The 14,606-nt window shown below is 45.2% G+C and carries 15 protein-coding genes; 6 read left to right on the forward strand and 9 right to left on the reverse strand.

Annotation, left to right across the window (positions count from 1 at the left end):
* Positions 1-16: 16 nt before the first annotated feature.
* The 7 genes from Q1A40_RS02990 to nfsA all read right to left on the reverse strand — a co-directional run bounded on the left by Q1A40_RS02990 (position 17) and on the right by nfsA (position 6,183).
* Entirely contained in the window at positions 17-487 is a 471-nt protein-coding gene (locus Q1A40_RS02990; protein WP_299997569.1) for a YbjO family protein, read from the reverse strand.
* A gap of 200 nt (positions 488-687) precedes the next feature.
* Positions 688-1,164: a YbjN domain-containing protein gene (locus Q1A40_RS02995; RefSeq protein WP_299997572.1), complete on the reverse strand. Its 477-nt coding sequence runs from the start codon at positions 1,162-1,164 to the stop codon at positions 688-690.
* A 91-nt stretch (positions 1,165-1,255) separates the two neighbouring features.
* Positions 1,256-2,158, reverse strand: coding sequence for a 30S ribosomal protein S6--L-glutamate ligase (gene rimK / locus Q1A40_RS03000; protein WP_299997575.1), 903 nt, complete (start codon positions 2,156-2,158; stop codon positions 1,256-1,258).
* Positions 2,159-2,221: 63 nt separating this feature from the next.
* Positions 2,222-3,139: a LysR family transcriptional regulator gene (locus Q1A40_RS03005; protein ID WP_299997578.1), complete on the reverse strand. Its 918-nt coding sequence runs from the start codon at positions 3,137-3,139 to the stop codon at positions 2,222-2,224.
* 65 nt (positions 3,140-3,204) lie between these two features.
* Positions 3,205-4,461 carry a nucleoside permease gene (locus Q1A40_RS03010; RefSeq protein ID WP_299997581.1) on the reverse strand — a complete coding sequence of 419 codons (1,257 nt, stop codon included), beginning with the start codon at positions 4,459-4,461 and terminating at the stop codon, positions 3,205-3,207.
* Between the two features lie 30 nt (positions 4,462-4,491).
* Positions 4,492-5,325: a xanthosine phosphorylase gene (gene xapA, locus Q1A40_RS03015; protein ID WP_299997908.1), complete on the reverse strand. Its 834-nt coding sequence runs from the start codon at positions 5,323-5,325 to the stop codon at positions 4,492-4,494.
* A 135-nt stretch (positions 5,326-5,460) separates the two neighbouring features.
* Positions 5,461-6,183 (reverse strand): oxygen-insensitive NADPH nitroreductase, encoded by a 723-nt coding sequence (gene nfsA, locus Q1A40_RS03020; RefSeq protein ID WP_299997911.1) that lies wholly within the window; start codon positions 6,181-6,183, stop codon positions 5,461-5,463.
* 239 nt (positions 6,184-6,422) lie between these two features.
* Between nfsA and Q1A40_RS03025 the strand changes: the two genes are divergently transcribed.
* The 4 genes from Q1A40_RS03025 (at position 6,423) to Q1A40_RS23155 (ending at position 11,325) form a co-directional block, all read left to right on the forward strand.
* A complete protein-coding gene (locus Q1A40_RS03025) occupies positions 6,423-6,692 on the forward strand; it encodes a GrxA family glutaredoxin (RefSeq protein WP_299997584.1) in 270 nt (89 codons plus the stop codon).
* Positions 6,693-8,587: 1,895 nt separating this feature from the next.
* Complete coding sequence (locus Q1A40_RS03030; protein ID WP_299997587.1) at positions 8,588-9,802, forward strand: MFS transporter; 1,215 nt, start codon at positions 8,588-8,590, stop codon at positions 9,800-9,802.
* Entirely contained in the window at positions 9,799-10,611 is an 813-nt protein-coding gene (locus Q1A40_RS03035; protein WP_299997590.1) for a Cof-type HAD-IIB family hydrolase, read from the forward strand. Before Q1A40_RS03030 ends, Q1A40_RS03035 begins: the two co-directional genes overlap by 4 nt.
* Before the next feature lie 243 nt (positions 10,612-10,854).
* Positions 10,855-11,325 (forward strand): GNAT family N-acetyltransferase, encoded by a 471-nt coding sequence (locus tag Q1A40_RS23155; protein ID WP_367275724.1) that lies wholly within the window; start codon positions 10,855-10,857, stop codon positions 11,323-11,325.
* On the opposite strand, the gene mntR is transcribed toward Q1A40_RS23155, so the two are convergent.
* Positions 11,287-11,754, reverse strand: coding sequence for a manganese-binding transcriptional regulator MntR (gene mntR, locus Q1A40_RS03045; RefSeq protein WP_299997593.1), 468 nt, complete (start codon positions 11,752-11,754; stop codon positions 11,287-11,289). The two genes, Q1A40_RS23155 and mntR, sit on opposite strands and share 39 nt — an antisense overlap.
* 207 nt (positions 11,755-11,961) lie before the next feature.
* On the opposite strand from mntR, the gene mntS reads away from it, so the two are divergent.
* On the forward strand, positions 11,962-12,093 hold the full coding sequence (gene mntS / locus Q1A40_RS03050; protein ID WP_299997596.1) for a manganase accumulation protein MntS: 132 nt from the start codon (positions 11,962-11,964) through the stop codon (positions 12,091-12,093).
* 362 nt (positions 12,094-12,455) lie between these two features.
* Here the strand turns inward: mntS and ompX are convergent, their stop codons facing one another.
* Positions 12,456-12,962: an outer membrane protein OmpX gene (ompX, locus tag Q1A40_RS03055; protein WP_299997599.1), complete on the reverse strand. Its 507-nt coding sequence runs from the start codon at positions 12,960-12,962 to the stop codon at positions 12,456-12,458.
* Between the two features lie 413 nt (positions 12,963-13,375).
* On the opposite strand from ompX, the gene rhtA reads away from it, so the two are divergent.
* Entirely contained in the window at positions 13,376-14,266 is an 891-nt protein-coding gene (gene rhtA, locus Q1A40_RS03060) for a threonine/homoserine exporter RhtA (RefSeq protein WP_299997602.1), read from the forward strand.
* The last annotated feature ends 340 nt before the right edge of the window (positions 14,267-14,606 follow it).

A 14,606-nucleotide genomic window follows, 5' to 3' on the forward strand; every position in this document is an offset into this window, starting at 1 on the left:
TAGCATTGTGTACATATTAGCGCCTGAAAAAAAGCCGACTACTTTGCGGGATAAACAATAAAAAGAGAACCAGTAAGTCCGGTAATTTCTGAATAAACAGAGAGCGGAGAATTTCATGCTGGGTTTCACCGGCAATGCTAAATAGTTCCGGATAACCAAAACCTAAAGATGCTGTCCATAAATAACTCACGGCAATAACCTGAGTCAGTAAAAATATCCAACGCCCCCAGTGAGTACCTCTGATGATAGCAACAGCACAATAACATTCGGTCACTAGCATAATGATACTACCGAAAAATATCAGCCGTAATGCCCAGGTTTGCATACCACGGTACAAAAATTCCATGATTCCGGAAAAACCGAGCATATTAAATAGCAGCACCAAATCGAGACAACGCGTGGTAATTATTCCGATGGCGGCAATCAGAACAAATGTCGGAGTATTCAGTTTGGCATGTGGGCAACGCTGTTTTTTAATCATGTCCATGAACTCAGCTCCTTAACCTTGTCTGTCTGCAAGTAAGAAGACAGCACGGCAGGCAGAATGTTCTGAATATTAACGACTAAAAAGACAGTTTTGTACTATTTTTAAGATGAATATCGTCTTACTTGATTAAATAAACAGGTTAACTACTATTTTTACGATTTATCACACAGAATCAGCGCAAACAGCAATGATGACGCGCATTAATGCAGAAAGTGTATTTTAGCCTCAGGATCGCTCCCCTCTTCCTCCGCTACAAACAGCAACTGGTTAGCACAAGCCTCAAGGATAACCATCGAAATTTGCTCTTCGCTTTGTTTGATAAAGGCAGCAAACTGCTCACGCGTGATACCCACAGAGGCATTCAACGACTGACAAACCACAAGTTTAGGCAAGTTATCATCCTGAATATCCAGGAATGCTTTAACTGTCAAAGAGCTGGCATTAATCGCTGAAAGATCGGCCGCCAGAGGTAACAACGCTGAAGGTTTAACTTCTGCCAGAGCAGAGAACAGGACGATATTATCGAGGAGATCGATTTTTGCGTCATATATCCCATCAAAATTCTGCATGTGGGGTAAATGTAATGCCTGGCAGGTATCACATTCAAAGAAACTCATAGCGTTTTCATCCAGCCAGCGACGCAATATATCCAGAGTCGGAATAACAAGTGAATCCATAACCGCAAGAACCTCATGACCTGTATAATAATTTGCTCAGTATGGTACGCAAAAATAGCTGTTCTTGCTATGAATAAGCAGACTTTGCTTCTTATCCACCCGTTTTAAGACGGTAATCAGGTTGTGCTTGTTGCTCTACCCATTCGATCATTAACCTGGCAATATCGATCCCGCTGGTTTTTTCGACGCCTTCAAGCCCTGGTGAAGCATTAACTTCCATCACCAATGGTCCGCGGTTGGCCCGTAAAATATCCACTCCGGCAATCTCCAGGCCTAAGGCACTGGTGGCTCTCAGAGCAACGTCTCTTTCCTTTGCCGTAATTGTCACCGGGCGAGCAGTACCACCACGATGTAAATTAGACCGAAAATCGCCCGGCTTTGCCTGCCGTTCAATCGCCGCGACGACCCTGTTGCCTATCACCAGACAACGGATATCCCGCCCCTCGGCTTCTTTAATATATTCCTGAACCAGGATATGAGCATTAAGTCCCCGGAAAGCATCAATCACACTTTCTGCGGCTTGTCGTGTTTCCGCCAGCACGACACCAATTCCCTGGGTACCCTCCACCAGTTTAACCACCAGTGGCGCACCTCCGACACGGTTGATCAGATCGTTGGTATCATCCGGAGAATGGGCAAAACCGGTCACCGGGAGATCCAGTCCTTGTCTGGCCAGTAATTGTAACGAACGTAGCTTATCCCGGGCCCGAGTGATCGCGACCGACTCATTGAGTGGATAGCTGCCGAGCATTTCAAACTGGCGTAATACCGCTGTACCGTAGAACGTCACCGCAGAACCAATGCGTGGTATGACTGCATGGTAATGCGGTAACTGCTGCCCTTTATAATGTACAGAGGGGGCTGCCGGGTCGATATTCATATAACAAGAAAGCGGGTCGATGACATCCACTAAATGACCACGCCGTATCGCCGCTTCGCGTAATCGCCTACACGAATAAAGTGTTCCATCCCGGGACAAAATAGCGATCTTCAATCTGTACCTCTGCGTAACAGAATCAATATGAATGTAGCGGTATCATATCACCCTCATCGGCTTTCAACGACCCGCTGATGTCCTGGATGAAGATTTCAGAGCAGCGATTAATTGTTGTGTTGTCGAGGTCAGATGTCTCGGATCGAATACCGCATAGAGATCGGCCGGGATCGGGTGCGTGGGACGACGAAATACCACTCCAGGCCAGCTCATTTGTGCATAGCTATCAGCAATAATCGTTAAACCAAAACCAATACTGACTAAGGCCAATACCGTTTGTGGTTCGACAGCTTCTCTGACCACACGAGGTGTAAATCCGGCTTCACGACAGACTCGCTGCAGAAACGTCCAGTCAGAGTGAACGGCCGTCATAGTGACAAAAGCTTCCTTTCTCAGCTGAGTGATATCGATAGTCTCTTGCCGGGCCAGAGGATGATTTTCAGGCAGGGCGACCATAAAAGTGGCTTCATGCAATCTTTCGCTCTGTAATCCACCCGGAGGCGAGGTTTCCATACGCCAGATACCCGCATCAATCTCTTTACGTTCCAGTAGCACTAACTGATCGCCAGGTGATTTTTCACAAAAGGTAATATTGATAGCCGGATAGTCAGCAATGAATTGCTGTAAACCAAGACGTAACCCTCCCCAGATAGCCGTGCCGACAATACCAAGATGAACACGCCCTCCCTCACCACGACCAATTTTTTCTACTCTGGCTAACGCCAGATTGGCATTTTCCAGTAACTGTCGAGTTTCTTCCAGCAGCACTTCCCCTGCATAGGTCAGCGCCACATGCCGGGAATGACGAACAAACAGCAGCGTACCAAGCTGAGATTCAAGCTCTTTGATATGAAAGCTGAGAGGAGGCTGAGACATATTGAGTCTGGTCGCCGCTTTACCAAAATGGAGTTCTTCGGCTACCGCCTGGAAATAACGCAACAATTTGAAATCGATACGATAGATGCGCTGGGAATTTTTCATGGGACTCCTCTATTAGCAAGCCCCATAAATTACCATTCTAAACAGTTGTTGTAAGCTTTAACGACCTAGAGTGTCGCCCTGTTCGAAGAATCAGTCTCTTTTACATGATTATCACGGAAAGATAACTGAAAAATGACCGCCAGTACCAGAGCATAACCGGCAAATACTAACCAGATAGTATTCCAGTCTCTGACACCATCGTAAGTAAAGTAGTCGACAATATAGCCACTGAAAATAGCACCGAAATAAGCGCCGACGCCATTAACCATGGTCATAAACAATCCCTGGGCACTGGCACGAATACTCGGGTCCACTTCTTTTTCCACAAACACTGAGCCTGAGATATTAAAGAAGTCAAACGCCATACCGTACACTATCATTGAGAGTAGCAGTAACACGAAGCCAAACGCTGACGGGTCTCCCCAGGCAAACAAAGCAAAACGCAGTACCCAGGCAATCATACTGATCAGCATCACTTTCTTAATACCATAGCGACGCAGGAAGAATGGGATAGTCAGAATAAACAGCACTTCAGATATTTGCGAGACGGACAACAGTAATGAAGGATATTGCACCACAAAACTATCGGCAAATTGCGGCTGGCGCGCAAAATCATGCAGGAAAGGATTGCCAAAGGTATTAGTAATTTGCAGTACGGCCCCCAGCAGTAATGCAAACATAAAAAACACGGCCATGCGTGGTTTCTTAAACAATACAAACGCATCCAGCCCCATACGACTTACCCAGCCACGGGAAACTTGTTGTTTCACTACTTCGACTGTCGGTAATGTCAGTGCATACAAAGCCAGTAAACCTGAAGCACTGGCGGCCAGATAAAGCTGTATATTGCTCAGTTCAATCTTAAACAGACTGACTGTCCACATCGCGGCAATAAAGCCGACAGTACCAAATACCCGTACTGGCGGGAAGTTAGTCACGGTATCCAGCCCGGCTTTTGCCAGACAGGCATAGGAAATGGTATTGGACAACGCAATGGTCGGCATAAAAGCCAGCGCATTACCCAGCATTGCCCAGAACATCAGGTCAGGTTGGTTAATACTGGCAGCCCAAACCAAGGTGGCGGCACAAACCAGATGACACAATGCATACACGCGATTTGCTGCCAGCCATTTATCGGCAATGATCCCCACCAGCGCAGGCATAAACAGTGCCGCTAATCCTTTGGTACTGTAAACCATTCCTACATCAGCCCCCCGGAACCCAAGGGTATTAATCATGTAAGAACCGAGGGTAACCAGCCAGGCACCCCATATAAAATACTGCAAGAACAGCATAACTCTCAAACGAAGCTTAGTCGCCACGGATGTTACCCTCGGATAGTCAAGTCAGGTTCAGGAAAGCTTACGGAGGAAACCGCAAATCAGGTTGATAAAGTTCTGGCGCGATAACGCCGCCGCTTTCAGCGTTTGCTCATGAGAAAGCTGAATATCGCCCAGACCTTCCGCAAGATTGGTGATAGCCGATACTGCCACCACTTTTAATCCACAATGACGGGCACTGATCACTTCCGGCACCACTGACATTCCAACCACATGACCTCCGATAATTTGCATCATGCGGATCTCTGCGGCAGTTTCAAAGTTAGGTCCAGGGTAAGAAACAAAGACCCCCTCATGCAGAGGAAATTTCTCTTCAGCGGCAACTTGCTGCAAAATGTGGCGATAATCGGCATCGTAAGCGTTTGCGAGGGAGAAAAAGCGTTCACCGAAACGTTCGTCGTTAAGACCCACGGTCGGTGTACCAGGCATGGTATTGATATGATCATTCAGCGCAACAAGGCTACCAGGTTCAACTTCCGGACGTAAAGAACCAGCAGCATTGGTAGAGAACAGTATTTCACACCCGAGCAGCTTAAAAGTGCGGATAGCACTGGTCATCACTGACATACCGCGACCTTCATAGAAATGGCCGCGACCTTTCATACAGGCTACAGGCACTCCCGCCAGGGTACCAACGACCAGCTCACCAGCATGACCATGTACGGTACTGACTGGGAAGCCTGGCAGTTCATCGTACGAGAAAACAACAGGTTGTTCGATTTTTTCTGCCAGTTCACCCAGGCCTGAACCGAGGATAAATGCAACCCGAGGAACCAGGCCATTAAGACGTGAGCGGATAATGTCCGCAGCATAAAATGGCGAGTTATCAAAAGCAGTATTTGTCATCATTCGGCCCTTTTTAGATTATCGTTATAACTTAGGCAGTTATAACGATATAACGACAGAGGAAACCAATACTGTTTCCTGACGCGATTGATAGGGAAATTGTATCGATAGGTTATCTGGCGGTAAAAACCATGATTAGCGGGTTGCCCAGCCCTGGCGATGGAGATAATCAAGAATGAAAGGACGACTCTCTTTTACCAGCGTACGTTTGATATGTTCACTCCAGTTGTCCTGCCGCGTATTCGTCGTACGCTGCTGATAATAATCAGCAAGTAGCGCATCATATTTTTCCAGTTGCCGGTGATTTAACGGCTGATACTGATTTTCATGAACCAGCATTTCTACTGGCATGCGCGGCTTGCTATCCGGTTGTTCAGCAGGCCATCCCAGGCAAAGGCCAAACAGGGGCAGCACGTGTTTTGGTATCTTGAGGAGTTCGCCCACCGCTTCAATATTGTTACGAATACCTCCGATATAAACCGCTCCCAATCCCAGTGACTCTGCCGCGATAACCGCATTTTGTGCCAGAATCGCCGTATCAACAACACCAATCAACAGTTGCTCTGCAAGCCCCGGCTCAGCCTGTGGGCAAATCTCGAAATTACGCTGAAAATCGGCACAAAATACCCAAAACTCAGCAGCATTAGCAACATGTTGCTGCCCTCCGGTCAACGGAACCAGCGCCGCACGGAGTTCAGGATCAGTGATGCGAATCACTGAACTGCATTGCAGAAAGCTGGAGCTGGAAGCTGCCTGGGCACTGGCCAGGATAGCTGCGCGTTGTGAGTCAGTGACAATCCTCGGCTGAAAACGGCGGATAGAACGGTGGGCACAGAGTAAGTCGATAGTCGGCGTCATGATTTTTCCTGATGATGCAGCCTGCAAATATCCAGTTAGTCTACCTTCTCCCCTTTCGGGATCAATAGTGAACAGCAGGTCGAGTGATAGGATAATACCGTCACTGTCTATGCTCTGGTCATTAAGATAGCCTGTGGGTATCAAACTAACAGGCAAAGCCTTCTTGGCAAATGGCTTACCAGACGGCATCATAGAGTCCATCTGCCGCTCCGTATCGGCTAATAAATAGAGGAAGAAATATGTTTGCTGTAATTTTTGGTCGTCCGGGTTGTCCGTATTGTGTTCGTGCTAAAGAACTTGCTGAGAAACTGACCGCGGATCGCGATGATTTTAGTTTCCGTTATATTGATATTCATGCTGAAGGCATCACAAAGGCCGATCTTGAGAAAACTGTCGGCAAACCGGTTGAAACCGTGCCACAGATTTTCCTGGATGAAAAACATATCGGCGGCTTCACTGACTTCGAAGCCTACGCGAAAGAGCATCTCTCTTTGTACAAAGAAGCATAATCCGCTATACCCGCCATCATTCAAGCGGCCTCTGCTCCTTGAATCATGACGGGTACAGGTGAGTCAACTCGCAGTTGACTCACCTGTACTTCCCCTTTCGTTTCTCATCTGTTTCTGTGTATACAGACTCCGTTCCTTTATCGTTCAAAAAATATCAGAGGTATGTCGTAGATAAGCGGCCATGCCAGGCACTTAGGCTATCGCTAACCTACTGCTGGCGCAGGCAGGAACATTGGCAGTGGTCATCTGGCCCGGATGATACAAATAATCAGACATTTTTTATTTATCTGGCGAACTTTTTACCAGATTGCCAGTCATAATTAATGCCACTGCTTTTCTTTGATTTCCCCAATTTGTGGAGCCCATCAACCCCGCCCATTCGGTTCAAGGTTGGTGGGTTTTTTATTGCCTGTTATTCCTCCCATTTATAATCGGTTAAATGGATTCAGCGCAGCGGTCTGTCAGGGCTGGGGCTATTGCGCTCTTTCAGGATAGCGTCAGCTATTATAGTACGACTCCGTATGGCAACACGGCACGACCGTCACCGTTGACAGGGAGAGCAGTGAGGGATCATCTGAAGGTTTTTTCAAAACAGAAAAAATATTTAGCTTGGGTAAAAACACTTAATGCCCAGAAAAAGCAGCATTCGCGCACAGTATTCCTTCCAGCCTACCTTTCCACGAACAGAATCTGTGGCATTACCGTGCATTTTCCCCTGTGATCAGATTAAGGTGATCACCAAGTCCTGAGAGGGATTTCTCAGACTATATCCAAACTATGATCTGATATAAACAGACTGCATACGCGCTTTTTACGCCATCTGTTTATATTTATTTAATGTTGAACATTCAGGGAACTCAGCCAAGCCATAATGTTGTATGATAAACGAGCCTCTGTCACATGATAATTCACTATAAAAAGGAAGAAAAATTGAAAATAGTGAAGTATACGTTATTAATAACAATCGCTTGCGTCTTAACCGGTTGTCTAAATAGGCCTTTCTTTTCAAACCTCAAAAGTATGTCTTACGAGTCTACTCTAACATCTCCAAATATAGGGTATGTTGACTTCCAGTCAGATGAGTTGTTTAAATATCCTTCCAGCCAAGTTTTTGTGGTTGCGACATATATAAATGATAATAATCTCTATGATCAAAAAAGAATTGAAATAACAAATGTTAAGCTTGAAAATGGGAGTGTCCGGATATTTATACCTGTGTTAAAAAGCGAACATTCTTTCAGCAACTTAGATTTAATCGTTGATTATGGAACAGTGAGAGTCATTCGATTTCCGCACCTCCCCGAATCAACCTGGAAATCGCTTAGCAGAGGCCTGCCAATAGAACTCTCAGATAACGGGCAGAAAATCATAATTACCTCAGAGATAACTGCTCCTGGCTCTTATTCTGCGACAATGTTGAGACGCATTATACAATAGACAACATTCCCAACCAGGCTGCATGAGCAGCCTTTTTACTCTCTCTTTTTAATTCCTACTCGTTATGTAAGCATCCTTGCAAAAAGAGATATTCACTTTGAGAGTTCTTCCGCCATATGATTTTTTTCCCATAGCACAGGAACAGGGAAAAAACTGCTGGGAAATAATTAATTTCGATAGTTCTTTTATCACAATCTATCGTCGATAATTTTTTCAAGTAACGCTAACCGAGGAATAACAGAATTGTTTTCTGGTTATGAAACTTCAACGGGGGAAATTGCTGTAGTCTGATAAATGAAAAACAGAATAATTGTTCTCCAAATAAATAAAATAACGTCCTTGATATTTAAAAACAGTACAGCAGGACAGAAGGACTCTTCCTCCTGTCCTGGCAAATGTACAAACGTACGCATACTTGGTAATCTACTGCAACATATCCTCTTTACTGGTCATCTTTCATGGCAGCAACGCAGAGAAAAGCCTTAAAACTGCGCACCTGGGCTCTATTTACCTTTTTCTTTCTTCCTGGCTTAGTTATCGCATCATGGGTGACCCGAACACCGGCTATCCGTGACACTCTTGATGTCTCTACTTCCGGAATGGGTATCGTTTTGTTCGGTTTGTCGATAGGTTCAATGAGCGGGATCTTGTGTTCTGGTTGGCTGGTTAAACGTTTTGGAACCCGAACCATTATTCGTAGCGGCATGATATTGATGGTCATCGGTATGCTGGTAATGAGTCTCGCATTATTTGTCGCCAGTCCGTTACTGTTCGCATTAGGGCTCGCCTTGCTGGGTTCTGGTTTGGGTTCCTCTGAAGTTGCCATGAATGTCGAAGGGGCAATTATTGAAAGCCTGATGAAAAAAACGGTTTTGCCAATGATGCACGGTTTTTTCAGTCTTGGAACCCTGGTTGGCGCTGCTATCGGCCTGAGTCTTACAGCCTGGAATGTTATCTCCTGGGCCCACTTATTAGTCATTGGCTTACTGGTCATCGTGCCAATTGCTCTTGCACTGACTGTCGTTCCTCATGGTACTGGTAAAGATGATCCGGCAGAAAAAACAGCCAAAGAGACTGTACTCCATCGCCCGTTCTATAAAGATACTCAGCTATTGTTGATTGGTTTTATTGTTCTGGCGATGGCGTTTGCTGAAGGTTCAGCCAATGACTGGCTCCCCCTCCTGATGGTTGATGGTCATGGATTTAGCCCTACTTCTGGCTCACTGATCTACCTTGGTTTCACTCTGGGCATGACAATTGGTCGTTTTACTGGTGGATGGTTTATCGATCGCTATAGTCGCGTTGCAGTCGTACGCGCCTGTGCCCTCATGGGCATTCTCGGTATAGGGATGATTATCTTTGTCGATAATGATCTACTTGCGGGTGTTTCAGTCCTGCTATGGGGCTTAGGTACCTCACTCGGTTTCCCATTAACCATTTCAGCTGCAGGTGATACCGGGCCGGATGCGGCAACCCGTGTCAGCGTCGTGGCCACCTCAGGGTATATTGCTTTCCTCGTCGGGCCTCCTCTGCTGGGTTTCCTCGGTGAACACTACGGATTACGTTATGCGATGCTTGTAGTACTGAGTCTGATGGTTATCGCCTCACTGGTTGCTAAAGCGGTAGCTAAACCTCAGCCTTCAGCCGTTATTGATGAAAGGAAAATCTCATGAGTATTAAACTGATTGCCGTAGATATGGACGGAACGTTTCTCGATGATGAGAAAAAATATAACCGGGAAAGATTTGCCGCTCAGTATCAAGAAATGAAAGCCCAGGGGATTCGTTTTGTGGTTGCCAGCGGGAACCAGTATTTTCAGCTGGCCTCTTTCTTCCCTGAAATCGTCGATGAGATCTCTTTCGTGTCTGAGAATGGGGCATGGGTCGTTAGCGAAGGCGAGGATTTATTTAATACAGAACTCAGTCGTGAGGAGTTTCTGACCGTTATCTGCCATCTGCTCGCACAACCACATCTTGAAGTCATTGTTTGCGGTAAAAACAGTGCATATACCCTGAATAGTTACAGTACTCATTTCAAACAACTTGCAGCTCGTTTCTATCACCGTTTATTGCTGGTTGATGATTTCTCCGATATTGATGACTGTATATTTAAATTTGCCATTAACTTACCAGACAGCTTACTGGATGGCACTATGGCGTCTCTGACGGACGAACTTAGCAACATTGTCGTTCCGGTAACCAGTGGTCATGGTTCTATTGATTTGATCGTTCCCGGTGCGCATAAAGCAAATGGTTTGCGAATTCTGCAAGAAAGATGGGGCATTAAAGACAGTGAAGTCGTCACGTTCGGCGACGGCGGCAATGATATTGAAATGCTAAAACAGGCTGGGTTTAGCTTTGCGATGGACAATGCGCCGGAAAAAATCAAGCAAATCGCCCGCTATCAGACTGGCCATTGTAATGAGCAAGGCGTGCTGAACATCATTGATAAAATTCTGAACAAAGAAGCACCTTTTTATTGATTCCGGAAAACAAAAGAAAATACCTGTCAGGATAATACCCGCCACAGCAGATGATTAGCCTGTCCTGGCAGAACTCTGGGAAGCATCAGTACATGCAACCCATGATTTTTAAACTGAAGCCCATATTATTATACTGCGTGAGCAGATTCAGCCGCAGTTATCACTGTGGATGGCAGTAGATAACGCCGGTATTGCACGGGGATTTATCGCTTGCCACGAGGAGCGTATTGAAATGCTCTTGTCTTGCCGCAAAGCCGTAAGTCCGGGATTGGTAAGTTACTGATACAGTTTGCGATTACAGGGCAAGCCCTCAGCGAAGTAGACGTTAATGAACAGAATCCACAAGCGGTGGGTTTTTATTTGCATATGGGTTTCGAATCAGTGGGTCGTTCTGAGTTAGATGGCGAAGGTAACCCTTTCCCACTGTTACATCTTAGACTCTGTCAGCGTGACTATACCCGTCATACTTCAAGTTGCCTGGGTGTTGCCTGCGTCCTGCCCGCCGAATCACAGCGTTTATCTATGCTCATCGACGGGCCTCACTTCACGCCGACAAGCCACTCGAATTATTTTGGGTATAATACTTTATTCTCGCTCAATCAGACATTCAGAATGGCAACAAAAGCTATTCTGAATGTCTGTATCCACAACGAAGCATTTCAGAAATACCAGCCCTCAGATCAAGCCTCGTTCAGCACTGAATTTACGGAATAATTCCAGCGTCTCTTCACTCACATGGTGCTCCACACCTTCAGCATCAATACGAGCGGTTTCCGGGCTCACACCTAACGCAAGAAAGAAATTTTCAACAATACGATGACGCTCCCGGCTTTGCTGTGCCAGTTTTTCACCTTCCGGTGTCAAGAAAACACCTCTCCATGGGATCTGCTCGATCAAACCGGCAGTAGCCAGTCGTTTCAACATCTTGGCGACTGTCGGTTGCGACACTCCGAGACGAGCGGCCATATCAACCTGACGAACCTCTCCCACTTCATGGATTAAATCCGAAATGAGCTCAACGTAATCATCAATCAATTCACGACGATGAGCCTCACGTACTTGCCGGAAGCCCTCAACATGCTCCTCAATATTGGGTAATGGCATAACTTTTTCGTTATTTTTTTGCCCTGCCCTACGGCTCATAATGCTTCCTCTTCCAGTCACTTCAATATCGTCGTATGACGACACAAGCCATCATTGTAAACCAGCATCGCATATCTACAAAAAAACCCAAAATAGCCATAGCTATAAAGTATAGCTCATGCTATATCTGTATGTATTGCAGTCGTACTTTTTATCCGGTTATTACTATCGGATAAAACCAGCCCACAATTTATTACGGGGGCACTTATGAACACACTAAAGAGACATTTGCGTATGTTTACTAACTCACCATTCCAGAACAGACTGATGTTGCTAACCGCTATCTGCAACTATCTGGGCAACAAAAACACACGTCAGCAGGACGAAGAAAAAGCATAACGTCGGGCAGAGCTTTAGCCCGACGGGTTTTTAACTCCCTTCACTCAGTTCTCCGCAATGGTTGTTGCCGCATCATTCTGCTCTGTTTCTGTAAATCCTTCACTGTCTGCCGTCAATTTGGACGCGCACAACCTAATGACTCTGCACAATTTAGCTGACGTTAACCATCCGTATAATATCTGGCTTATCTGATAATGACAGAAAACACCTGCCAGTCACCTTACCTGATTTACCAACAAAGCGTTAAATCTATACTTAGTTAGCTGATTTTTAGGCTAAAAAAACGCCCTGTCAGCAAAGCTCACAGGGCGTTTTTTATTCACCGCATAATTGCGGATCTTCACATCATCAGTAAAGATGAATTAGAAGTGGTAACCTGCACCAACAATCCAGGTGCCCACGTCAACGTGGCGAATGCGGCTCTGCTCATAAGAGAAGTCCAAAGCTACGTTTTCGATTGGGTTGAACTGTAAACCAGCGCCATAGGAAAAACCTACGTCGCTATGTGAACGGCGGTAGAAGACATCTTCAACTGTCTGGAATTTACCTTGACCCACACCGATAACACCGTAAGCGCTTACCCAGTCATTGATACGATAAGCTGGACCAGCGGTCATACCGTAGTATTCACCTTTCTGATAAACACCACCACGGGTAGCGTCTTTTTCAATATAGGTCAGAGAAGCGATATAACCCAGTGGGCTCTCGTTTTCATAACGATACTTCAAGTTGAAGCCTTTCGCTTTATTTTGTTTACCCTGCATGTCGCCCTGAGCATAACCACCAGTTACGGTGCTAGCTGCCAAAGCGCTGCCTGCAGAAAGAGTTAAAGCGAAAGCGAGTGCTGAAAGACATACGATTTTTTTCATAACAACCTCAAAAACTCAAATAATTCCAATTAAAGCTTAATGACGAATATAACAAACTTTTTTGAGAAACTCTTCGTAATTTATGTTGTCTAAGGGCGCTAATGATGTAACATAACGTTTCCACCATCAATTATGTTATTAAATTATAGCGCTTTTTTAAGTTATCCTTGCTTATTATCAGGTAATTCCCCCAACCTATCATTCAGATGAATCCGAATTGAAACTGTTTGAGATATGACCAAAAAAGCAATAAATCTGACTAAATGACATCATTTCTCATTAATTAATGTCATTATTTTATCGATGAATCATTTAAAGTGATTCAACTTTATTTTTGCCAGCGATATACCCTGAATTATTGGGTTATCAGCAGGCACAGAGCGAAGACAGGTAGCAACCTGAACAGGATTAAAATGCAATTTACTGCTGACAAAATGCCACGCTGGTTACCTATTATGGTACTGCTTATCGCCATGATCTCAATTCAGGGCGGCGCCGCACTGGCCAAAACTCTTTTCCCGCTGGTTGGCCCACAAGGTGTGACAGCAGTACGACTAGGACTTGGCACACTTATTCTGGTTATTATCTTCAAACCATGGCGTCTTCGATTTAGCCCAGAGCAGCGTTTACCGCTATTCTTTTATGGTCTGGCACTCGGTTCGATGAATTATCTGTTCTATTTATCTCTCAAAACGATCCCTTTAGGCGTGGCTGTCGCACTGGAATTTACCGGGCCGTTAGCCGTGGCCTTATTTGCCTCTCGTCGGACCGTGGATTTTATTTGGGTGATTTTAGCTGTTGTCGGTCTGTGGTTTCTTCTTCCACTCGGTAAGGATATTACACATGTCGATTTAGCTGGAGCTGCCTACGCTTTAGGTGCAGGCGCTTGCTGGGCAATTTATATTATTGCCGGGCAAAAAGCAGGAACGGAACACGGTCCTGCGACCGTTGCTGCTGGTTCTTTGATTGCTGCAATCATTTTTGTGCCTCTTGGTGCGCTGGAAGCCAGTAGCAGCATATTGAGTTGGGCAGTACTTCCCATCGGACTTACCATTGCAATACTCTCTACGGCCTTACCTTACTCGCTGGAAATGATTGCGCTGACGCGCCTTCCAACACGAACTTTTGGCACACTGATGAGTGTGGAACCTGCACTGGCAGCACTCTCGGGAATCATTTTTTTAGGTGAGCATCTAACCCTTGTTCAGTGGATCGCTCTGTTCTTTATTATCGTGGCGTCAGCAGGCTCAACCCTCACCATAAAACCTGAACCAAAAGTTACGCGAATCGATGTCAAAGAATAAATTTAAGAAAAGAGTGAATATATAATATCATTGAGAATGACATTCATTTTCAATTATTATTTTCTTAAGAGCTCGTCAGCCCAAAACCTATCTGTTCAGGGCTGACATATTATAAAGAAACATATTGCAATGATTTTCAATGGATATAAAAATAACTGAAAATTGCAGTTACTTTTATTAACAATAACAAACCTCTGAATCAAATCAAAAAATATCAACAGGTTATGAGGAAACCTGCGTAATTTTAACCCTCATCAAAAAAAACTATTTATTTAATAGGACAAATCATCTTAGCAAATCAATTTCAGCGGCTATACTTGTTCTTGTTAAATTTATTCAT

This window comes from uncultured Cedecea sp. (genome assembly GCF_947498825.1).
Taxonomy (GTDB): Bacteria; Pseudomonadota; Gammaproteobacteria; order Enterobacterales; family Enterobacteriaceae; genus JGM124.